At 68.9% G+C, this 20762-nt stretch carries 18 protein-coding genes and 2 tRNA genes; 12 read left to right on the top strand and 8 right to left on the bottom strand.

Features of this window, described 5'->3' with window-relative positions; all coding sequences use genetic code 11:
- Positions 1-24: 24 nt before the first annotated feature.
- Together ACZ5WE_RS11035 and ACZ5WE_RS11030 are read right to left on the bottom strand one after the other, a co-directional pair.
- Positions 25-96 (bottom strand) — tRNA-Gly (locus ACZ5WE_RS11035).
- 167 nt (positions 97-263) lie between these two features.
- Positions 264-581 carry a histone-like nucleoid-structuring protein Lsr2 gene (locus ACZ5WE_RS11030; RefSeq protein WP_344522189.1) on the bottom strand — a complete coding sequence of 106 codons (318 nt, stop codon included), beginning with the start codon at positions 579-581 and terminating at the stop codon, positions 264-266.
- A gap of 345 nt (positions 582-926) precedes the next feature.
- Between ACZ5WE_RS11030 and purS the strand changes: the two genes are divergently transcribed.
- The 8 genes from purS (at position 927) to ACZ5WE_RS10990 (ending at position 7938) form a co-directional block, all read left to right on the top strand.
- Positions 927-1178: a phosphoribosylformylglycinamidine synthase subunit PurS gene (purS, locus tag ACZ5WE_RS11025; RefSeq protein WP_135332092.1), complete on the top strand. Its 252-nt coding sequence runs from the start codon at positions 927-929 to the stop codon at positions 1176-1178.
- A complete protein-coding gene (purQ, locus tag ACZ5WE_RS11020) occupies positions 1175-1855 on the top strand; it encodes a phosphoribosylformylglycinamidine synthase subunit PurQ (protein WP_467685315.1) in 681 nt (226 codons plus the stop codon). The genes purS and purQ overlap by 4 nt, the downstream gene beginning before the upstream one ends.
- The gene (gene purL, locus ACZ5WE_RS11015) at positions 1852-4101 is read left to right on the top strand and encodes a phosphoribosylformylglycinamidine synthase subunit PurL (RefSeq protein WP_467685313.1); all 2250 of its coding nucleotides are present in this window, start codon (positions 1852-1854) and stop codon (positions 4099-4101) included. Before purQ ends, purL begins: the two co-directional genes overlap by 4 nt.
- A gap of 124 nt (positions 4102-4225) precedes the next feature.
- Complete coding sequence (locus ACZ5WE_RS11010; RefSeq protein ID WP_467685311.1) at positions 4226-4726, top strand: ArsR/SmtB family transcription factor; 501 nt, start codon at positions 4226-4228, stop codon at positions 4724-4726.
- Between the two features lie 21 nt (positions 4727-4747).
- Positions 4748-5587, top strand: a complete 840-nt coding sequence (locus ACZ5WE_RS11005) for a M23 family metallopeptidase (protein WP_467685309.1) — start codon at positions 4748-4750, stop codon at positions 5585-5587.
- A 5-nt stretch (positions 5588-5592) separates the two neighbouring features.
- A complete protein-coding gene (locus tag ACZ5WE_RS11000) occupies positions 5593-6231 on the top strand; it encodes a TetR/AcrR family transcriptional regulator (protein ID WP_467685307.1) in 639 nt (212 codons plus the stop codon).
- A gap of 9 nt (positions 6232-6240) precedes the next feature.
- Positions 6241-7035 carry a maleylpyruvate isomerase family mycothiol-dependent enzyme gene (locus ACZ5WE_RS10995; RefSeq protein ID WP_467685305.1) on the top strand — a complete coding sequence of 265 codons (795 nt, stop codon included), beginning with the start codon at positions 6241-6243 and terminating at the stop codon, positions 7033-7035.
- 78 nt (positions 7036-7113) lie between these two features.
- Complete coding sequence (locus ACZ5WE_RS10990; protein WP_467685303.1) at positions 7114-7938, top strand: META domain-containing protein; 825 nt, start codon at positions 7114-7116, stop codon at positions 7936-7938.
- Here the strand turns inward: ACZ5WE_RS10990 and ACZ5WE_RS10985 are convergent.
- Positions 7898-9238: a metallopeptidase domain-containing protein gene (locus ACZ5WE_RS10985; protein ID WP_467685301.1), complete on the bottom strand. Its 1341-nt coding sequence runs from the start codon at positions 9236-9238 to the stop codon at positions 7898-7900. The genes ACZ5WE_RS10990 and ACZ5WE_RS10985 overlap by 41 nt on opposite strands.
- A 228-nt stretch (positions 9239-9466) precedes the next feature.
- On the opposite strand from ACZ5WE_RS10985, the gene purF reads away from it, so the two are divergent.
- A complete protein-coding gene (gene purF / locus ACZ5WE_RS10980; protein WP_467685299.1) occupies positions 9467-10993 on the top strand; it encodes an amidophosphoribosyltransferase in 1527 nt (508 codons plus the stop codon).
- A 37-nt stretch (positions 10994-11030) separates the two neighbouring features.
- Positions 11031-12098, top strand: a complete 1068-nt coding sequence (gene purM / locus ACZ5WE_RS10975; RefSeq protein WP_467685297.1) for a phosphoribosylformylglycinamidine cyclo-ligase — start codon at positions 11031-11033, stop codon at positions 12096-12098.
- 134 nt (positions 12099-12232) lie between these two features.
- On the opposite strand, the gene ACZ5WE_RS10970 is transcribed toward purM, so the two are convergent.
- Complete coding sequence (locus ACZ5WE_RS10970; protein WP_344522176.1) at positions 12233-12490, bottom strand: DUF3073 domain-containing protein; 258 nt, start codon at positions 12488-12490, stop codon at positions 12233-12235.
- A gap of 290 nt (positions 12491-12780) precedes the next feature.
- Positions 12781-13863 (bottom strand): Leu/Phe/Val dehydrogenase, encoded by a 1083-nt coding sequence (locus ACZ5WE_RS10965; RefSeq protein WP_467685295.1) that lies wholly within the window; start codon positions 13861-13863, stop codon positions 12781-12783.
- A 210-nt stretch (positions 13864-14073) separates the two neighbouring features.
- Between ACZ5WE_RS10965 and ACZ5WE_RS10960 the strand changes: the two genes are divergently transcribed.
- Complete coding sequence (locus ACZ5WE_RS10960) at positions 14074-14952, top strand: DUF8083 family protein (RefSeq protein ID WP_467685293.1); 879 nt, start codon at positions 14074-14076, stop codon at positions 14950-14952.
- A gap of 511 nt (positions 14953-15463) precedes the next feature.
- Positions 15464-15670 carry a developmental transcriptional regulator BldC gene (gene bldC / locus ACZ5WE_RS10955; protein WP_003949541.1) on the top strand — a complete coding sequence of 69 codons (207 nt, stop codon included), beginning with the start codon at positions 15464-15466 and terminating at the stop codon, positions 15668-15670.
- 516 nt (positions 15671-16186) lie between these two features.
- On the opposite strand, the gene ACZ5WE_RS10950 is transcribed toward bldC, so the two are convergent.
- From ACZ5WE_RS10950 to hrpA, 3 genes are all read right to left on the bottom strand, one after another.
- Positions 16187-16396 carry a DUF6274 family protein gene (locus tag ACZ5WE_RS10950; protein WP_467685292.1) on the bottom strand — a complete coding sequence of 70 codons (210 nt, stop codon included), beginning with the start codon at positions 16394-16396 and terminating at the stop codon, positions 16187-16189.
- A 181-nt stretch (positions 16397-16577) separates the two neighbouring features.
- Positions 16578-16652, bottom strand: a tRNA-Asp gene (locus tag ACZ5WE_RS10945).
- Positions 16653-16747: 95 nt separating this feature from the next.
- Positions 16748-20701: an ATP-dependent RNA helicase HrpA gene (gene hrpA, locus ACZ5WE_RS10940; RefSeq protein WP_467685290.1), complete on the bottom strand. Its 3954-nt coding sequence runs from the start codon at positions 20699-20701 to the stop codon at positions 16748-16750.
- Positions 20702-20762: the final 61 nt, after the last annotated feature.

Raw genomic sequence — 20762 nt, 5'->3', positions numbered from 1 at the left:
AGAGTGTCCGGATCGGCGATGCAGAGCGGGTGACAGGAATTGCACACTGCGCCTTCCCCCTGGAAGGGGGATGTTCTACTACTGAACTACACCCGCAAGACTCCGTGAGGTTCGGGCCTTTCGGCCTTGCCCCTCGGCGTGCTCCAGACTTTAGCCGACCGGCGGGGGTGCAGGTCAAGTCGGTTGCCGAGGGGCGGTCCTGGCCGGCCATCGGCCGAGGTCGGCCAGGGTGGGTCGGGTGTGGGCCAGGGTGGTTCCGAGCGTCAGTTGGCCGCCTCGAAGGCCTCGTAGACCTTCTTCGGGATGCGGCCGCGCGGCGGCACGTCCATCTGGTGCGAGCGGGCCCAGGCGCGGACGGCCGCGGGGTTCGCCGCCACCGTCGTGTGCTTGAAGGCCTTGCCGGACTTCGACTGCTTGCGGGCCGCGTCCAGGTACGGGGCAAGTGCCTTGCGCAGTTTCTTGGCATTGGTTTGATTGAGGTCGATCTCGTACGACTTGCCGTCAAGACCGAAGGCGATCGTCTCCGCCGCATCCCCGCCGTCGATGTCGTCAGAGAGAGTGACTACGACACGCTGCGCCACGAATATCGGTCCCTTCGTGCGGCTCGACCGCGTTGACGTGCGGTGATGCCGACTGTCCGGCTGTTATGGGCACTGTTATGTGCAAAGCATCGGCTAATGCCATTTCCTTTGTACAGTGCCTGGCATTGCATTGTGAAGCCCGACTAAATCCGCCCGCGTGTCCGGACGCAATGGTGATGCGTGATCTTTTCCTGGATTTTTCGCGAAGGTGCTCCGTTCGATACGTGAGTATGAGTCGGAACGTGACCGTCCGCACGTAGGTTTCTACGAATCTACGCGAGTAGAATTTTTGTACGGGTAGTCTGAAGGGACCGCTCAGCCAGCACCACAACACCGGGAGTGCCAGTGGCACGCGTCGTAGTCGACGTCATGCTCAAGCCGGAGATCCTCGACCCTCAGGGCCAGGCGGTGCAGCGTGCACTGCCGCGCCTCGGTTTCAAGGGGATCGCCGACGTACGTCAGGGAAAGCGCTTCGAACTCGAGGTGGACGGGCCCGTCGATGACGCGGCCCTCGCCCGTATCCACGAGATGGCGGAAACCTTCCTCGCCAACACCGTGATCGAGGACTTCTTCGTAAAGGTGGAGGAAGAGAAGTGACTGCTCGAATCGGAGTCGTCACTTTCCCCGGAACCCTCGACGACCGCGACACCCAGCGCGCCGTCCGCGTCGCCGGCGCCGAAGCAGTGCCGCTCTGGCACCGGGACAAGGACCTGAAGCAGGTCGACGCCGTGGTGCTTCCCGGCGGATTCTCGTACGGCGACTATCTGCGGGCCGGGGCCATTTCACGGTTCTCGCCCGTCATGGAGTCGGTCATCGCGCAGGCGAAGGCCGGGATGCCGGTCCTCGGTATCTGCAACGGCTTCCAGGTGCTCACCGAGTCGCACCTGCTGCCCGGCGCGATGCTGCGCAACAACCACCTGCACTTCATCTGCCGCGAGCAGAAGCTGCGTGTGGAGACGGAACGGACCGCATGGACCGCCGACTACACAGCGGGTCAGGAGATCCGGATCCCGCTCAAGAACATCGACGGCCAGTACACGGCCGACGAGCGGACCCTGGACATGCTGGAGGCCGAGGGCCGCGTCGCCTTCCGGTATCTGGAGGGCAACCCCAACGGCTCGCTCCGTGACATCGCCGGCATCACGAACGAGGCGGGCAACGTCGTCGGCCTCATGCCGCACCCCGAGCACGCCGTGGAGCCGCTGGTCGGGACCGGCCGCACCGACGGCCTCGGATTCTTCACCTCGATCCTGAAGAAGCTGGTCAACGCATGACTCTGGACACCGTCAAGCACGCAGCCGAGACTCCCGACGTCAAGCTGCCCTGGGCCGAACTGGGCCTGAAGGAAGACGAGTACGCGCGCGTACGCGAGATTCTGGGCCGCCGTCCGACCGGTGCCGAGCTCGCCATGTACTCCGTCATGTGGTCCGAGCACTGCTCGTACAAGAGCAGCAAGGTGCACCTGCGCCAGTTCGGCGAGAAGGCCCCCGAAAACGACGCCATGCTCGTCGGTATCGGCGAGAACGCCGGTGTCGTCGACGTCGGCAACGGCTACGCGGTCACCTTCAAGGTCGAGTCGCACAACCACCCCTCGTACGTCGAGCCCTACCAGGGCGCGGCCACCGGTGTCGGCGGCATCGTCCGCGACATCATCGCGATGGGCGCGCGTCCGGTCGCGGTCGTGGACCCGCTGCGGATGGGCGCCGCCGACCACCCCGACACCAAGCGCGTCCTGCCGGGCGTCGTCGCGGGCATCGGCGGCTACGGCAACTGCCTGGGCCTGCCGAACATCGGCGGCGAGCTCGTCTTCGACGCCTGCTACCAGGGCAACCCGCTGGTCAACGCCGGTGCCATCGGCGTCATGCGGCACGAGGACATCCACCTCGCGAAGGCGTCCGGCCCCGGCAACAAGGTCATCCTCTACGGCGCCCGCACCGGCGGCGACGGCATCGGTGGCGCCTCGATCCTGGCGAGTGAGACCTTCGACGACACGAAGCCGAGCAAGCGCCCGGCGGTCCAGGTCGGCGACCCCTTCCAGGAGAAGCTCCTCATCGAGTGCACCCTGGAGGCCTTCGCCGAGAAGCTGGTCGTCGGCATCCAGGACCTGGGGGCGGCCGGACTCTCCTGCGCGACCTCGGAGTTGGCGTCCAACGGCTCCGGTGGCATGCGCGTCGAGCTGGACGACGTACCTCTTCGCGACTCCACGCTCACTCCCGAGGAGATCCTCATGAGTGAGTCGCAGGAGCGCATGTGCGCGGTCGTCGAGCCGGAGAAGGTCGAGCGTTTCCTCGCGATCTGCGAGAAGTGGGACGTCATCGCCACCGTCGTCGGTGAGGTCACCGACGGCGACCGCCTGGAGATCTTCTGGCACGGCGAGAAGATCGTCGACCTCGACCCGCGCACCGTCGCCCACGACGGCCCGGTCTACGAGCGCCCCTACGCGCGGCCGAAGTGGCAGGACGCCCTCCAGGCCGACGACGCCAACAAGCTGGCCCGCCCGGCGACTTCGCAGGAACTGCGCGAGCAGGTGCTCGCGGTCGTCGCGTCACCGAACCAGGCCTCCAAGGCGTGGGTGACGGATCAGTACGACCGTTTCGTGCAGGGCAACACGGTGCTCGCGCAGCCCGAGGACTCCGGCATGGTCCGCATCGACGAGGAGTCCGGCCTCGGTGTCGCCCTCGCCAACGACGGCAACGGCCGCTACTCGAAGCTCGACCCGTACGCCGGCGCGCAGCTCGCCCTGTCGGAGGCGTACCGCAACGTCGCCGCGACCGGCGCCCGCCCGCTCGCCGTGTCGGACTGCCTGAACTTCGGTTCGCCCGAGGACCCGGACGTCATGTGGCAGTTCGCCGAGACCACCCGTGGCCTCGCCGACGCCTGCCAGATCCTGGGCACCCCGGTGACCGGTGGCAACGTATCGCTCTACAACCAGACGGGCGAGGCGGCCATTCACCCGACCCCGGTCGTCTCGGTGCTCGGCGTGATCGACGACGTGGCCCGCCGCACGCCGATCGCGTTCGCCGAAGAGGGCCAGCTGCTCTACCTGCTCGGTGACACCACCGAGGAGTTCGGCGGTTCTGCCTGGTCGCAGGTCGTGCACGACCACCTCGGCGGGCTTCCCCCGAAGGTCGACCTGGAGCGCGAGCGGCTGCTCGCCGAGATCCTGATCTCGGGCTCGCGCGACGGCATGATCGACGCCGCGCACGACCTCTCCGACGGTGGCCTCGCGCAGGCCGTCGCCGAGTCCTGCCTCCGTGGCGGGAAGGGCGCGCGCCTGGTCGTCCCGGACGGGCTCGACGCGTTCACCCTCCTGTTCAGTGAGTCGGCGGGGCGGGCGGTCGTCTCCGTGCCGAGGAGCGAGGAGCTGCGCTTCACCGACATGTGCGGGGCGCGCGGGCTTCCCGCGTCGCGCGTCGGTGTGGTCGACGGTGACGCCGTGGAGCTGCAGGGCGAGTTCACGCTGCCGCTGAGCGAGGTCCGCGAGGCGCACGAGGGGACTCTGCCGGGGCTCTTCGCCTGAGGCGCACGGGCCCCTGGGCCTGAGTAGGAAAAGCGAGGGGCGGTGCGGCTGGGATGCCGTACCGCCCCTCGCTTTTTGCTGCCCACTGTTGTGCACTATTACGTAATTACGTAATGTGGGGTGCATGGAGCTGGAAGAGCGGGTCGCCGAGCTCGAGCGGCGGATGGATGCACTGGAGAGCGCGGGGGTGACTGCGCCCGCCGTGGGCGAGGGCGACTTCTGGGCCCTGGAGGCGCTGAAGGCGCGACTGCCCGAAGCCCAGGTTCCGGACGGAGCCGTCGTGTTCACCGGAGCGGTGCGCGTGCCGACGGGCGAGCGGTACGAGTGGCAGTACGGGCACACCACCGAGCAGCTGCTCGGCGACGACTGGTCCGAGGCCGCCGAGTCCTTCGCCGCGCTCGGGAACCCCGTCCGGCTCCGGCTGCTGCGGGAGATCATCGGCGGCCGCCGCACCGCCGCCGAACTCGCCACGCTCGACGACATCGGCACGACCGGCCAGATCTACCACCACCTGCGCCAACTGACCGGCGCCGGCTGGCTGCACACCACGGGGCGCGGCCGCCACGAAGTGCCCGCGGGACGCGTGGTCCCGCTGCTCGTGACGCTGTCCGCCTCGCGGCCCTGAACCGACACTGGGGGAACGACCATGTCCGTACGTCAGCGCAAGTTCGCGGTGCTGCTTCAGCGGTTGCTGATGCTCATCGTCATCGTCCACGTGATCACCGGGCTCTTCGTGGACCTGCCCTATCCCTCCTGGCTCGGCCTCATCCCGGCCGGTGGCTTCGTCGCCCTCAGCATCGTGCTCGGCCAGGCCGCCCGCCGTGACCGGGCCCGGACCGAGCCGCCGGCCCCCCTGGAGATCGCCCCGCCCGTCACCGGCCGCTGGTCCGCGGTGAACAGCCCCGCGGACAAGGTGCCGAGCCACGGCACCCATGGCCTCGGGCAGACCTACGCCATCGACATCGTGGCCGAGCCGGAAGGGGGAGGCCGCCCCGCCTTCGCCTGGCTCTGGCCCATCGCGCGGGGCAACAAGGCCTTCCCCGCGTTCGGGGCGCCGCTCCTCGCCGTCGCCGACGCGACCGTCGTGCACGCGGAGGACGGTCAGCGCGACCACCTCAGCCGCAACTCCCTGCTCGCGTATGTCTACTTGTTCGTGGTCGAGGGCTTGGGCAGGACCCTGGGCGGCGCCCGCCGCGTCGTCGGCAACCACATCACCCTCGACCTCGGCGACGGCGCGTACGCCATGTACGCGCACGTCCAGCAGGGTTCGCTCGCCGTCCGCGCCGGCGACAAGGTCCGGGCCGGGCAGGTCCTGGCCCGCTGCGGGAACTCCGGCAATTCCACCGAACCCCATGTGCACTTCCAGCTGATGGACGGCCCCGACCTGGACACCGCGCGGGGCGTGCCGTTCCGCTGGCAGGGGCTCGGGGTGCCCGCCAACGGCGAGACGTTCACGGTGCGGGAAGAGGCCGTCCCGGTACCGTGACCTGCATGACTGAGGAGCTGGGGCTGCGCGCGCGCAAGAAGAGGCAGACCGCCTCGCGGATCTGGCGGGTGGCCGTGGACCTCTGCTCCGAGCGGGGCTTCGATCACGTCTCCGTGGCGGAGATCGCCGAGGCGGCCGAAGTGTCGAAGATGACCGTCTTCAACTACTTCGGCACCAAGGAAGGCGTGATCGTCGGCCCCATGGAGGAGCACGCCGGTGACCCGGCCCGATCGGTGCGCGAGCGGCGGCCCGGTGAGTCCGCGGTCACCGCGATGCGCGGCCAGTTCCTGGAGCAGATCACCGGGCGCGACCCGTCGATCGGCCTCAGCGGCGACCCGCACACCCTCAAGGTGCGCCAGCTCATCAGCGAGACACCGACCCTCGCGCACCGCATGGTGATCTTCCACATGCGCAGCGTCCAGCTCCTCGCCGACGCTCTCGCCGAGGAGACCGGCGACATGCTCCTCGCGCGCGTCGCCGCCGCCCAGCTGATCGGCGCCCGTAACGCGCTCATCGTGGAGAACCACCGGCGCACCCTCGACGGCGACCCGCTCGACGAGATCGCCAAGGACTGCGCCGAGTCGGCCGAGCGCGTCTTCGGCCAGGTGGAAAAGGGTCTCCAGGGGTACCCCGGGAAGAATTAGGCTCGGCCCATGCCACCGGCCAAGAAGCGCACCCGCTCGTACGACTCCGCCAAGATCCGCACCGCCGTCCTCGCCCAGTTCGCGAACGTCCGCGAAGCGGTCGGCACCCTGGAGCCCGAGCAGCTCGCCCTGCCGACCCGGCTCGGCAGCTGGACCGTCCGCGAACTGGCCGCGCACCTCACGATGGCGCTCGGCGGCGCCACGCGTTTCCTCGCCATGCCGGAGCCCCCGGCCCGCGAAGTGGCCCTGCTCGACTGGCCGTTCGCGACCGCGTCGGCCGCGGCGCAGGTCGACGAGGCGTCGCGGGCCTTCGCCGCGCAGGAGGACCTGGACGAGCTGTATACGTGCACCCTCACCGGCTTCGAGGAGGCCCTGCCCGATGTCACGGCGGGCAGGATCATGCCGACCCGGTTCGGCGCGATGGCCCTCGACGACTTCCTGGTCACCCGCACGGTCGAACTCATCGTCCACACCGATGACTTGAACGACGCGGTGCCGGGCCTCGACGTCCCGTACGACCGTCAGGCCCTGGCAGCCTGCACCCGGCTGCTCGCCGACGCTCTCGCGGTGAAGGCCCCCGGCGGTGCCGTCGAGGTGAGGATTCCGCCGTTCGCCGTGGTCCAGTGCGTCCAGGGCCCCCGGCACACCCGCGGAACCCCGCCGAACGTCGTCGAGACCGACCCGCTCACCTGGATCCGCCTCGCGACCGGGCGCATGGACTGGAAGACGGCTCTCGACACCGCGAAGGCAGGCGCGAGCGGGGATCGGGCGGACCTGGCGGGGCTGCTGCCGGTCATGAGCTGATCCGCTGTTCGGGCGGGGGAGGGGGCCGTTCGGGAGAGGGAGGGGAACCAGATCCCCCACTTGTCCCGTCACACCGGCATGCAGAAGCACCGACTGACTCCGACCGTCCTGGCCCTGGCCGCCGCGGGCCTGCTCACCGCGTGCGGTACCGAATCCGGCTCGGGCAGCGGATCCGGCGGCAGGTCCGTCGAGTCCGAGCTGCCCATCACCGGCGTTCACTGGAGCGTCGACAGCCTCACGGTGGGCGGCAAGAAACAGCAGGCCCCGGCCGGCGCCCACGTGGAAATCGACGACCAGGGCAAGGCCAAGGGCAACTACGGCTGCAACGGCTTCACCGCGGACGTGTCGGTCGACGGGAGCACCGTCGACTTCGGCAAGGCCACCTCCACCGAGATGGCCTGCGACAAGCTGGACTTCGAGGAGACCCTCACGCGCGCCCTCGGCAACGGCGAGCTGAAAGCCGCGGTCGACGGTGACAAGCTGACGCTCACCACCGACAAGGGAGACCGCGTGGCCCTCACCTCGGAGCCGGACGTCCCGCTGACGGGCACCAAGTGGAACGTGAACGCCATCGGCGACGGCAAGGTCTCGACGTCCCTGCCGAAGGAAGTGGACGGCAAGGCCCATCTGACCTTCGGCAAGGACGGCACCGTCCGCGGCAAGCTCGGCTGCAACAACGTCTCGGCCAAGGCCGAGGTGAAGGGCGACAGCATCACGCTGGGCGCTCCCCGGAGCACCCGGATGATGTGTGAGGGAGCCGCGGCGGAGACCGAGAAGAAGCTCCTGAAGCTCTTCGACGGCAAGGTGGACTACAAGCTGACCCACCGAGGGCTCTCGCTCACCGCCGCTGACGGCACCGTCGTCAGCGCGAATGCCGACCTGAAGCAGACGAAGCAGAAGTAGCCGAAGCAGCAGAAGCGGCGGCGGGCCGGCGGGCGCGGGACTTCAGCAGGAACGCGCCGCCGAAGGCGAGCATCAGGCCACCGCCGATCGAGTAGGCGAGCGTGGTGTCCGAGTCGCCGCCGGTCTCGGCGAGTTCGGTGGAACCACCGGCGGGACGGGCCTCGTTGGGGGGCCCGGCGGTCTCGTCCTCGGCGGGCTCGTCGTCGGGCTCAGCGGCTTGCGCGGGCGCGGGCGCCGCCACCCCGTCCAGGCTCACCTGCACCGTCGCCGCATCAGCCCCGGCCTTCACGACCTTGACCTCGACCTTCCGTGCCTCGTCCGTCAGCGTCGCGCCCGCTTCGAGCGCGTCCGCGTCGGCAGGGACGTCACCGCCGGTGGACTCGTCGGCGTCCGGGGTCGGGTCGATGAGCGCCGACTTCGTGTAGTCCCCGTCCGGGACCCGGTAGGCGTGCACGCCCCGGATCTCACCGTCGACGGTGCCGGACTCGTGCCGCAGCTCCACGACGAGGCGGTCGTCGCCCAGCGGAATGTCGAGCACACGGACCCCGCCGCCGCTCCCGTACAGCGGACGCAACTCGTAGGTGCCGGACTTGCCGGGCTTCGCGACCTCCCCGCCCGTCAGCCACTTGTTGTGCAGGAGCTCGGGCGAGGTGAGCCCGGCCTCCCAACCGCCGCCGCCCATCGGCGTCTTGTGACTCGTACCGTCCTCCTCGCAGCCCTCGCCGAGATCGCCGTCGGGGCAGCGAAGGCGCATGTGGTGGCTGTAGCCGAAGTTGTGGCCGAACTCGTGGACCAGGGCCGTCATCGACATCTTGCCGTCGGCGCCGATGGGCATCCAGGTGGTGCCGCCGCCGACGGTGCCGAGCGCGAGCCAGTCGCAGCCGGCCTTCTCGGAGGGGAAGACGAGCGACAGATGGTCGTAGCTGTCCTCGGGGACGCCCTTCGCGGCGAGAGCCTCTCGCGTCAGATCGTTGATCTTGCCGGTGTCGCAGCCGGTCGCCGCGAGGTCGATGTCGACGGGCCCGGTGACGCCGTCGCCCTCGGCGGCCTCGAAGGTGGTCGCACCCCCGGTGACCTCGTTGTAGTACGAGGTGAGGGAGCCGCTGCCGCCGAAATAGTTGTCCTTCAGGGTGGTCTCGAGCCTGCCCGCGTCCGGGATCCGGCTGTCCGTGAAGTTCACCATGGCGACCTGGACGCGCCGCTGCGGCCCGTCGGCGGCGGGCGCGGGCGCGGCGGCGGCAGCGGTCAGGGCGGCGGCCACGGCGGCCGGTATGAGGCAGAGGCGCGGGGACGGTTTCATGGGGGCCTTCCGGGTGGGGGTTCGCGCGGGCCGGTGATCAACGCGGGGCTGAAGATCGACTCGCGTGCGCGCCAGGCACGCTAGTGATCTCTCCGGCCCGCGCGAACCCCTCTGAGGGCTTCTTAGGCCGCGCTTAAGACTCAGTTCAGGCAGGTGCGCGATTACGCTCCGTACAGCCCTCGTATCCCCAATTCGGACCAGTGGTCGATCTCGCCTACACTCGGTGTCGTGCCACGTGGTGACGGTCGACTCAATCATGATCTGCTCCCCGGCGAGAAGGGCCCCCAGGACGCTTGTGGCGTCTTCGGTGTCTGGGCTCCGGGTGAAGAGGTCGCCAAGCTCACTTACTTCGGGCTGTACGCCCTACAGCATCGAGGCCAGGAGTCCGCGGGAATCGCGGTCAGCAACGGCTCCCAGATCCTTGTCTTCAAGGACATGGGGCTGGTTTCCCAGGTCTTTGACGAAACCTCTCTCAGCTCGCTCCAGGGTCATATCGCGGTCGGTCACGCCCGCTACTCGACCACCGGGGCCTCCGTCTGGGAGAACGCCCAGCCGACGTTCCGTGCCACCGCGCACGGCTCCATCGCGCTCGGGCACAACGGCAACCTCGTCAACACGGCCCAGCTCGCCGAGATGGTCGCCGAGCTGCCCAAGGAGAACGGCCGCGCGACCCAGGTCGCGGCGACCAACGACACCGATCTGGTGACGGCACTCCTCGCGGGCCAGGTGGACGACGACGGCAAGCCGCTGACCATCGAAGAGGCCGCCACCAAGGTCCTCCCGGACGTGCAGGGCGCCTTCTCCCTCGTCTTCATGAACGAGCACACGCTGTACGCGGCCCGCGACCCGCAGGGCATCCGCCCGCTGGTCCTCGGCCGCCTGGAGCGCGGCTGGGTCGTCGCCTCGGAGTCCGCGGCGCTCGACATCTGCGGCGCCAGCTTCGTCCGCGAGGTCGAGCCCGGCGAGTTCATCGCGGTCGACGAGAACGGACTGCGAACGTCCCGATTCGCGGAAGCGAAGCCCAAGGGCTGTGTCTTCGAGTACGTCTATCTGGCGCGTCCCGACACCGACATCGCGGGCCGGAACGTCTACCTCTCGCGCGTCGAGATGGGCCGGAAACTCGCCGAGGAAGCTCCGGCGGACGCCGACCTCGTCATAGCGACCCCGGAGTCCGGAACGCCCGCCGCGGTCGGTTACGCGGAAGCATCCGGCATCCCCTTCGGCGTCGGTCTGGTGAAGAACGCCTACGTCGGCCGGACCTTCATCCAGCCCTCGCAGACGATCCGCCAGCTCGGCATCCGCCTCAAGCTGAACCCCCTCAAGGAAGTCATCAAGGGCAAGCGTCTGGTCGTCGTCGACGACTCGATCGTCCGCGGCAACACCCAGCGCGCCCTGGTCAAGATGCTCCGCGAGGCCGGCGCGGCCGAGATCCACATCCGCATCTCGTCCCCGCCCGTGAAGTGGCCCTGCTTCTTCGGCATCGACTTCGCGACCCGCGCCGAGCTCATCGCCAACGGCATGACGATCGACGAGATCGCCAAGTCCATGGGCGCCGACTCACTCTCGTACATCTCCATCGACGGCATGATCGAGGCCACGACCATCGACAAGCCGAACCTCTGCCGCGCCTGCTTCGACGGCGTGTACCCGATGGACCTCCCCGACCCCGAGCTGCTCGGCAAGCAGCTCCTGGAGACGGAGCTGGCCGCCGGTCCGGCGTCCACCGCTGCGGCCGACGCGATCCGTCGCCCGTAAGCCACCCGTAGTAACGACACGAAAGCTCTCAATCACCATGCCTGAGACCACCGGTGCCAGCTACGCCTCCGCGGGCGTCGACATTGAGGCGGGCGACCGCGCCGTCGAGCTGATGAAGGAGTGGGTGAAGAAGACGAAGCGGCCCGAGGTCCTCGGCGGCATCGGCGGCTTCGCCGGACTCTTCGACGCCTCCGCCCTCAAGCGCTTCGAGCGCCCCCTGCTCGCCTCCGCCACCGACGGTGTCGGCACGAAGGTCGACCTCGCCCGCCGGCTCGGCGTGTACGACACCATCGGGCACGACCTGGTCGCGATGGTCATGGACGACATCGTGGTGTGCGGCGCCGAGCCGCTCTTCATGACCGACTACATCTGCGTCGGCAAGGTCCACCCCGAGCGTGTCGCGGCCATCGTGAAGGGCATCGCCGAGGGCTGTGTGCTCGCGGGCTGCGCCCTCATCGGCGGCGAGACCGCCGAGCACCCGGGCCTGCTCGGCCCGGACGACTTCGATGTCGCGGGCGCCGGCACGGGCGCGGTCGAGGCGGACCGCGTGCTCGGCCCCGATCGCATCCGTAAGGGTGACGCCGTCATCGCCATGGCGTCCTCCGGCCTTCACTCGAACGGGTACTCGCTCGTCCGGCATGTGGTCTTCGACCGCGCGGGATGGTCCCTGGACCGCCAGGTCGAGGAGTTCGGCCGCACGCTCGGCGAGGAGCTCCTGGAGCCCACCAAGATCTACTCCCTGGACTGCCTGGCGCTCACCCGCACCACGGACGTCCACGCCTTCAGCCACATCACGGGCGGCGGCCTCGCGGCGAACCTGGGCCGGGTCATCCCGGACGGTCTGCACGCCATCGTCGACCGCGAGACCTGGGCGCCCGGCGCGATCTTCGACGTCGTCGGCAAGGCGGGACAGGTCGAGCGCCTGGAGCTGGAGAAGACGCTGAACATGGGCGTCGGCATGATGGCGATCGTCCCCGAGGAGTCCGCCGACGCGGCCCTCGCGACTCTCGCGGACCGCGGTGTGGACGCCTGGATCGCCGGTGAGATCACGGAGCGCGGCGAGCACGCCGAGGGCGCGGCACTGATCGGTGACTACGCGAAGTAGGCCGGTGAGGGTGCCCGCGCGGCACCCCTCCGAGCAGCACGAAACCCGGTCCGGTGTGGTGAGCACCCCGGACCGGGTCAGGTGCAGTTGCTACGAGAACTGCGAATACTGCGAGTGCTGCGAATGCAACGAGGTCAAGCGCCGCGGCGCTGCGACGAGGGACCGGACTCTTCGGCAGAGTCGTCGTCCTCGTCGTCGTTATACAGATCCGCGTACTGGGCGTACGGGTCGTCTTCCTCGTCGTCGTCCTCGAACGGCTCGCCATTCGGCGGCTGTTGCGAAGTCGAAGCGCCCAGCTCATTGGCCAGACGCGAGAGGTCAGTCCCGCCGCTGCTGTACTTCAGCTGGCGGGCGACCTTCGTCTGCTTGGCCTTTGCCCGGCCGCGCCCCATGGCTCGACCCCCTCGGATATGGGGCTTGGTGACCCCAGAGTCTTGACACGCGTTCATGATCAGGAACGGGCTCTCCGTGGAGAGGCCGGTCCGTAGGGCTTCCACGGTACCTGCTCCTGCGGCCATACGGTACGTCGCCCGCAGGACGCGCCTCGGCGCAGAACCCGCGAGGAGCCCTGTCCTCGCTGGTCAACTGCGATTTTAACCTCTTCTTGCCGGGCGACCCGCCGACGGGGGTGAGTCTTGTCTCTCGCGCACGTCGGCGGGGCCCTTCCACGGCACCTGCGGGGTCAGCGGACCCGGGCCTCCGCCATCCGCTGCTCGGCGATCCTGTCGGCCGCCGCGGCCGGCGGAATACCGTCTTCCTTCGCACGAGCGAATATGGCAAGAGTGGTGTCGAAGATCTTCGACGCCTTCGCCTTGCACCGGTCGAAGTCGAAGCCGTGCAGCTCGTCGGCGACCTGGATCACGCCACCCGCGTTCACCACGTAGTCGGGCGCGTAGAGGATCCCGCGGTCGGCGAGGTCCTTCTCCACACCGGGGTGCTCGAGCTGGTTGTTGGCGGCGCCGCAGACCACCTTCGCGGTGAGCACCGGCACGGAGTCGTCGTTCAGGGCCCCACCCAGCGCGCAGGGGGCGTACACATCGAGGCCCTCGACCCGGATCAGCGCCTCGGTGTCGGCGACGGCGGTCACGGACGGGTGCCTGTGGATGATCCGGTTCACGGACTCCTCGCGCACATCGGTGATCACGACCTCGGCGCCGTCCTCCAGGAGGTGCTCCACCAGGTGGTGGCCGACCTTGCCCACTCCCGCGACGCCGACCTTGCGGCCGCGCAGCGTCGAGACGTCCCACAGGTGCATGGCAGAGGCACGCATGCCCTGGAAGACGCCGTAGGCGGTGAGTACGGAGGAGTCGCCCGCGCCGCCGTTCTCCGGGGAGCGGCCGGTCGTCCAGCGGCACTCACGTGCGACGACGTCCATGTCCTTGACGTACGTACCGACGTCGCACGCCGTCACGTAGCGGCCACCGAGCGAGGCCACGAAGCGGCCGTAGGCGAGCAGGAGCTCCTCGCTCTTGATCTGCTCCGGGTCGCCGATGATCACGGCCTTGCCGCCGCCGTGGTCGAGACCGGCCATGGCGTTCTTGTACGACATCCCGCGCGCGAGGTTCAGCGCGTCGGCGACGGCCGCTTCCTCGCTCGCGTACGGATAGAAGCGGGTGCCGCCGAGGGCCGGGCCCAGGGCGGTGGAGTGGATGGCGATGACGGCCTTGAGGCCGCTGGCACGGTCCTGGCAGAGCACTACTTGCTCATGGCCCCCCTGGTCCGAGTGGAACAGGGTGTGCAGGACGCCGTTGTCTGCTTCGGTCACTGTGGTGACTCCCGGTCAAGTGGCGGCGGTTGGGTGAGCTCCCGTGCGGGTGGCGGGGGCCCGATGGGCATGAGACTAAAGCCTGTGAGAACCCGGTGGCCGCGCAGTGCCGAGGATCACCCTCTCCCGGCGCAGCGAGCGGTACGGCGGAGTTCGGCCATGGCACGATTTGCAGTGTTTTCCAGCCGGTACGCGGGGGAGGGAGCAGCCGTGCCCAAGGTGTCTTCGTTGGTCGTCCCGTACGCGTCCTACTTGCGCGTTTATGAGCCTCTCGCCGCCTTCCCGGAGCCTGAGCGCGGCCACTGGGCGCGTTACGCGCGGCGCACCGACCGCCCCTCGTACCAGGACGAACTGAGGCGGTCCCTGGCCGACTTGCTGCCCACGCCGCCTGTCCCGGTGCCGGTGCACGAGAGCAGCGACGCGTTCGTGGTGGAGGCCGACGGAGTGGTGTGCGTCTGCCCCTGGCGCACCCGGCTGCGCGGCTGGCAGGCCCTGGGGGAGCTGCCGGGGCGGCTGCCGACGCCCGTCCTCGACGCGGTCCTGCCGCCGGTGGTGCGCCGCCAGACGGCCGCGGACTACGAACAGTGGCTCGCCCGGAATCCCGACGCGCGTCCCTGGATCCGTACGTCGACGTGGCAGGTGCCGCTGAACTGGTTCGTGCTCGTCTCGGACGAGGAGCGGCAGTTCGAGAAGGGGTACGAGAAGCGGGGCGAGGGCGCCGAGGAAGTCGGGACGGCGGCCTGCGCGCCCGTCCTGCGCTACCGCACGCCGATGGTGCAGGCGCGGCGCCGGGTGGCCCGCGGGCTCAGGACGCTGCGGGACACCCTCGACGACGGACCGCTCGTCGAGGGGCTCATGGACGTGGGCCGGTGGCTGGAGGAGTTCCATCCGCGCTCCCTGGTCGAGCTCGACTACGGCGGGCTCGTGCACGCCCTGTCCGAGGAGCAGCTCGACGAGGACCACTCGGCGGCTGACGTGGCGGAAGGAATCGAGGCGCTGCGCAACGGCGACGGCGAGGGTGCCGGCGAGGCGTATGCGAGGCTCATGGAGCGATGGAGGGCGGTCCGGGACCGCCAGTTCTCGAACTGAGCCTCGGCCCGTTCTCGAACTCGGTGTCAGCCAGGCGTTCGTGGGCCACCCCTACGTGGCACCTACACGGGACGTAGGTCCCGATCCGGGCTTTTGTGTCAAGCGTGACGGACCGCACTTACGGGGCCCTTGCGCCCATCGCCCCCCCTCGTGCCAAAATAGGACAAGGAGCCCGGGGAGGGCTCCTTCCGTCCATGTGTGGGCGGAATGCTCGGCATTGCACGCTATGGGGGGTCTGTTGACTCCTGATCGCTCTGTGACTGATCGTCACTGTGGCGTGACTGTCCGCTATGGCATGGTCCATCGGCTTCCGTCGCTGATAGACACCTGGGAGGGCAATTCCATCGGTTTGGCCGACGTGGCTGGACGGATGGTGTAGTTGTAGTGCCGAGGACAAGCCGTTCGTCCTATAACCGACTCGACTCGCGTCCGCCATTTCGGGCAACGCGGGTCAAGGTGCAGAATTTAGAGGAATGAACCGAGAAGGTTCGGTTCTCCGAGGAGGCCGCTCATGACCGCTCGCACCCCTGATGCCGAGCCGCTGCTGACCCCGGCTGAGGTTGCCACGATGTTCCGCGTCGACCCGAAGACGGTGACGCGCTGGGCCAAGGCTGGCAAGCTCACGTCGATTCGCACGCTCGGCGGGCATCGCCGTTACCGCGAGGCCGAGGTCCGCGCACTGCTCGCGGGTATCCCGCAGCAGCGCAGCGAGGCCTGATCTACCGCAAAACCGCAGTACTCGGACGAAGAGTACGACCGCTGCCGGGTCCCCCAACCCGTCCGCAACGTCCGACCTCATAGCTACACGCGACGCGGGTCCCGCCCCAACGGGTCCCATGCCTGAGCCTCATGGGTGAGTCGTTTCGATCGCGCTGGACTCCGCCGGGTCCAGCGCGATCTTTTTTGTGCGCCCTGGAGGCGCTGGTGAGCGCCGCTGTGGGCGGGCTTGTTGGTCTCTGAGGAGTGCCGTTGCGCTGCCGCTGGGCCGACTGGGGGGAGGCCGCTCGGGTGCTGGGGGGAGCCCCCTCCGGGTGGTGCAATTGCACATATTAAATTGACCTGTTGTAGGACGGGTGTAAGTTCCGAGGTTTCCAAAACTCCTTCGGTGACACCCATCACACGCCGTGACTCTTGTTGCGCTTGCGGCTTCTGGGCTAGAGGAGCCGCCGGAATCGCGTTCCCCGCCCAGGAGTTCAGCCTCCCACCACGGAGGTGGGTCGCGGGGCGGCTTTGGTCACGCGTTGGGGGGACTTTCGTCCTCGGCCGTCTCGCAGCCGCCCTCACAGCCGCCCTGGGTGGCGGACGAGGCCTCCAGGGCGAGCCGCTCAAGGCGGTGGCAGATCGGGCAGTGCCGGGTCGCGTGGCGATAGCTGGTCGCCGCGGAGAGGTGGGCACGCAGCAGAGCGCGTATCTCGTGCCGTGCGGACGCCGCCGAAGCCGTCATACGCCACCTCCCGCTGGGGAGCGGTGCCGCCCCGTTCCCTAGTTGTCTGGGTACCGGCGGAATGTGACGCAGTCAAGATGCGGGGAACGACAACGGGCCGCGTCCCAGAGGGATGCGGCCCGTGGCCGGCGTACGCGAGAAGGGCCGCACTCGTTCGACGAGTGCGGCCCTTCTTCTGCTGCGGTCCTGACGGGATTTGAACCCGCGGCCTCCACCTTGACAGGGTGGCGAGCACTCCAAACTGCTCCACAGGACCTTGCGTTGCGGCGCTCAGTACTGCGTTGCGCTGCGAGACAGGACTCTACAGCAGCGCAGGCCCGGCGGTCGAACTCACCCAGGGTGTATAGGCGATCACGGTGCGGCCGCGTCGATCGCCTTCACGATCCGCTTGTCCGAGACGGGGTACGCCGTGCCGAGCGCGTGCGCGAAGTAGCTGACCCGCAGCTCCTCCAGCATCCATCGGATGTCCAGGACCTCCTGGGGGACGGGGCGGCCCCGCGGGAGCTGTTCCAGGAGCCAGGCGTACTCGTCCCGCATCTCGTGGACCTTCTCCATGCGCGAGGTGTCCCGCTGCACGTTCGTCGGCATCTGCTGGAGCCGGCGGTCGGCGGCCACCATGTAGCGCATCAGGTCCGCAAGGCGGCGGATCCCGGTGGCCGTGACGAAGCCGGGGCCGATGAGGGCGTCCAACTGCGCGCGTACGTCCGTGAGGTTGGCCAGGAGCGTCGGGCTCTTCGTCGACTTCAGGCGGCGCTCGCAGGCCTGCCAGGCGGCGAGGACCTGCTGGACCTGGCTCACCGTGCGGACCGTCGTGTCGACGATCTCGGCGCGCACCTTCTCGTACAGCTTGCGGTAGGACTCCTCGTCCCAGGCGGGACCGCCGAAGTCGCCGATCAGTTTGTCGGCCGCCGCCATCGCGCAGTCCGCGAAGAGCGCCTGGATGGAGCCGTGCGGATTCGCGGACAGGGCGATCTTCTGGGCGTTGGTCAGCTTGTCCGAGGCGAACTTGGCCGGATTCACCGGGATGTTGCGCAGGATCAGGCGGCGCGTTCCCTTCCACATCGCCTCCTGCTGCTCGGCCTCGGTGTCGAAGAGGCGTACGGAGACGGTGTTCGCCTCGGGGCCGTCGTCCACAAGCGCCGGGTACGCCTTCACCGGTTGGCCCGCGCGACGCGTCTCGAAGACGCGGCTGAGGGAGCCGATGGACCAGTCCGTGAGGCCCGCGCGCTCGACGGCGGAGCCGCCCGTCCGCTCGGCGGTCGCGGCGGCGGCCTGGGAGAGGGCCTTGCGGGCCCTGGGGCGGAGCTGGAGCTTCAGGGCCTCCAGGTCCTTGTCCTCGGAGAGCTTCTTGCGCCGCTCGTCGGTGATCCGGAAGGTGATCTTCAGGTGGTCCGGTACGCGCGTGAGATCGAAGTCGTCCGGCGATACGGGTACGCCGACCATCCGCTGGAGCTCGCGCGCGAGCGTCACGTGCAGCGGCTCCTGAAGGGGCACCGCCCGCTCCAGGAACGCCTTCGCGTAGTTCGGCGCGGGGACGTAGTGCCGGCGGATCGGCTTGGGCAGGGAGCGGATCAGCTCGATCACGACCTCCTCGCGCAGTCCGGGGATCTGCCAGTCGAAGCCGTCAGCGGTGACCTGGTTCAGGACCTGGAGCGGCACGTGGACCGTGACGCCGTCCGCGTCCGCGCCCGGCTCGAACTGGTACGTCACCTTGAACTTGAGCGGCCCCTGGCGCCACGTGTCGGGGTAGTCGTCCTTCGAGACGTCGCCCGCGCGCTCGTTGATGAGCATCGAGCGCTCGAAGTCGAGCAGTTCGGGCTCCTCGCGCTGCTTCTTCTTCCACCAGGAGTCGAAGTGCGCCCCGGAGACCACGTCCTCGGGCACCCGCTGGTCGTAGAAGTCGAAGAGCGTCTCGTCGTCGACGAGGATGTCGCGGCGCCTCGCGCGGTGCTCCAGCTCCTCCACCTCGGTGAGGAGCCTGCGGTTGGCGGCGAAGAACTTGTGGTGCGTGCGCCAGTCGCCCTCGACGAGCGCGTTGCGGATGAACAGGTCGCGGGAGACCTCGGCGTCGATGCGGCCGTAGTTCACCTTGCGCTGGGCGATGATCGGGACGCCGTACAGCGTCACCTTCTCGTACGCCATCACGGCCGCCGCGTCCTTCTCCCAGTGCGGCTCGCTGTACGTGCGCTTGAGCAGATGCTGGGCGAGCGGCTCGACCCACTCGGGCTCGATCCTCGCGTTGACCCGGGCCCACAGGCGCGAGGTCTCCACCAGCTCCGCGGACATGATGAAACGCGGGGGCTTCTTGAAGAGGGCCGACCCGGGGAAGACGGCGAACTTCGCCGAACGGGCGCCCAGATACTCGTTCTTCGCGCCCTCCTTCACGTCCTTCATCCCGATGTGGGAGAGCAGCCCGGCGAGCAGGGAGATGTGCACCTGCTGCTCGGGGGCGTCGTCCTCGTTGAGGTGGATGCCCATCTGCTTGGCGACCGTGCGCAGCTGCGTGTAGATGTCCTGCCACTCGCGGATGCGCAGGAAGTTGAGGTACTCCGCCTTGCACATCCGGCGGAACGAGGACGAGCCGCGCTCCTTCTGCTGCTCGCGGACGTACCGCCACATGTTGAGGAAGGCCAGGAAGTCGGACGTCTCGTCCTTGAAGCGGGCGTGCTGCTGGTCGGCCTGCGTCTGCTTCTCGGCGGGGCGCTCGCGCGGGTCCTGGATGGAGAGCGCCGCGGCGATCACCATGACCTCGCGTACGCAGCCGTTCTTGTCGGCCTCAAGGACCATGCGGGCCAGGCGCGGGTCCACCGGCAGCTGGGCCAGTTTGCGGCCCTCCTGGGTGAGACGCTTCTTGGGGTCCTTCTGCGTCGGGTCGAGCGCGCCCAGTTCCTGGAGGAGCTGGACGCCGTCGCGGATGTTGCGGTGGTCCGGCGGGTCGATGAAGGGGAACTTCTCGATGTCGCCGAGGCCGGCCGCGGTCATCTGCAGGATGACGCTCGCCAGGTTCGTACGGAGGATCTCCGCGTCGGTGAACTCGGGGCGTGCGACGAAGTCGTCCTCCGAGTACAGGCGGATGCAGATGCCGTCCGACGTACGCCCGCAGCGGCCCTTGCGCTGGTTGGCGCTTGCCTGGCTGATCGCCTCGATGGGCAGCCGCTGCACCTTCGTACGGTGGCTGTAGCGGGAGATGCGGGCCGTGCCCGGGTCGATCACGTACTTGATGCCCGGGACGGTCAGGGAGGTCTCGGCGACGTTCGTGGCGAGAACGATCCTGCGGCCCGTGTGCTGCTGGAAGACACGGTGCTGCTCGGCGTGCGAGAGGCGCGCGTAGAGGGGGAGGACCTCGGTGAAGCGGTAGTTCTTCTTGTTCAGCGCGTCCGCCGTGTCCCGGATCTCGCGCTCCCCGGAGAGGAAGACGAGGATGTCGCCCTTGCCCTCGCCCTGGAGTTCCTCGACGGCGTCCGTGATCGCGGTGATCTGGTCGCGGTCGCTGTCCTCGGAGTCCTCCTCGAGGAGCGGGCGATAGCGGACCTCGACGGGATACGTACGGCCGCTGACCTCGACGATCGGGGCATCCCCGAAGTGTCTGGAGAACCGCTCCGGGTCGATGGTCGCCGAGGTGATGACGACCTTCAGGTCCGGGCGCTCGGGCAGCAGCCGGGCGAGATAGCCGAGCAGGAAGTCGATGTTGAGTGACCGCTCGTGGGCCTCGTCGATGATGATCGTGTCGTACGCGCGCAGCTCGCGGTCCGTCTGGATCTCGGCCAGCAGGATGCCGTCCGTCATCAGCTTCACGAACGTGGCGTCCGGGTTGACCTGGTCGGTGAAGCGGACCTTCCAGCCGACGGCCTCGCCGAGCGGGGTGTTCAGCTCGTCGGCCACGCGCTCGGCGACCGTGCGGGCCGCGATACGGCGGGGCTGGGTGTGCCCGATCATGCCGCGGACGCCACGGCCGAGCTCCATACAGATCTTGGGGATCTGCGTCGTCTTGCCGGAGCCCGTCTCGCCCGCGACGATCACGACCTGGTGATCGCGGATCGCCGCGGCGATGTCGTCCTTCTTCTGGCTGACCGGGAGTTCCTGCGGATACGTGATCTTGGGCAGACGGCTGCCCCGCTCGGCCATCCGCGCCGCGGCCTTGTCGACGTCCGACGCGATCTCGGCGAGGACGGCGGCTCGGGCATCGGGCTTGCGGATCCGGCGTGCACCCTCGAGGCGGCGGCCGATCCGGTGCTCGTCGCGCAGCGACAGCTCGGACAGGCGCGGGGCGAGGGTGTCGAGGGTGAGGGCAGGCTGCGTAGACATAACGGCGTCCAGGATCTCACCCGCCGCTCGGAGGTGGCGAACCGATTTCTCTGGCGGGGCG

Source organism: Streptomyces sp. NPDC033180, assembly GCF_055577645.1.
This window is presented reverse-complemented; position numbering and strand designations above follow the sequence as displayed.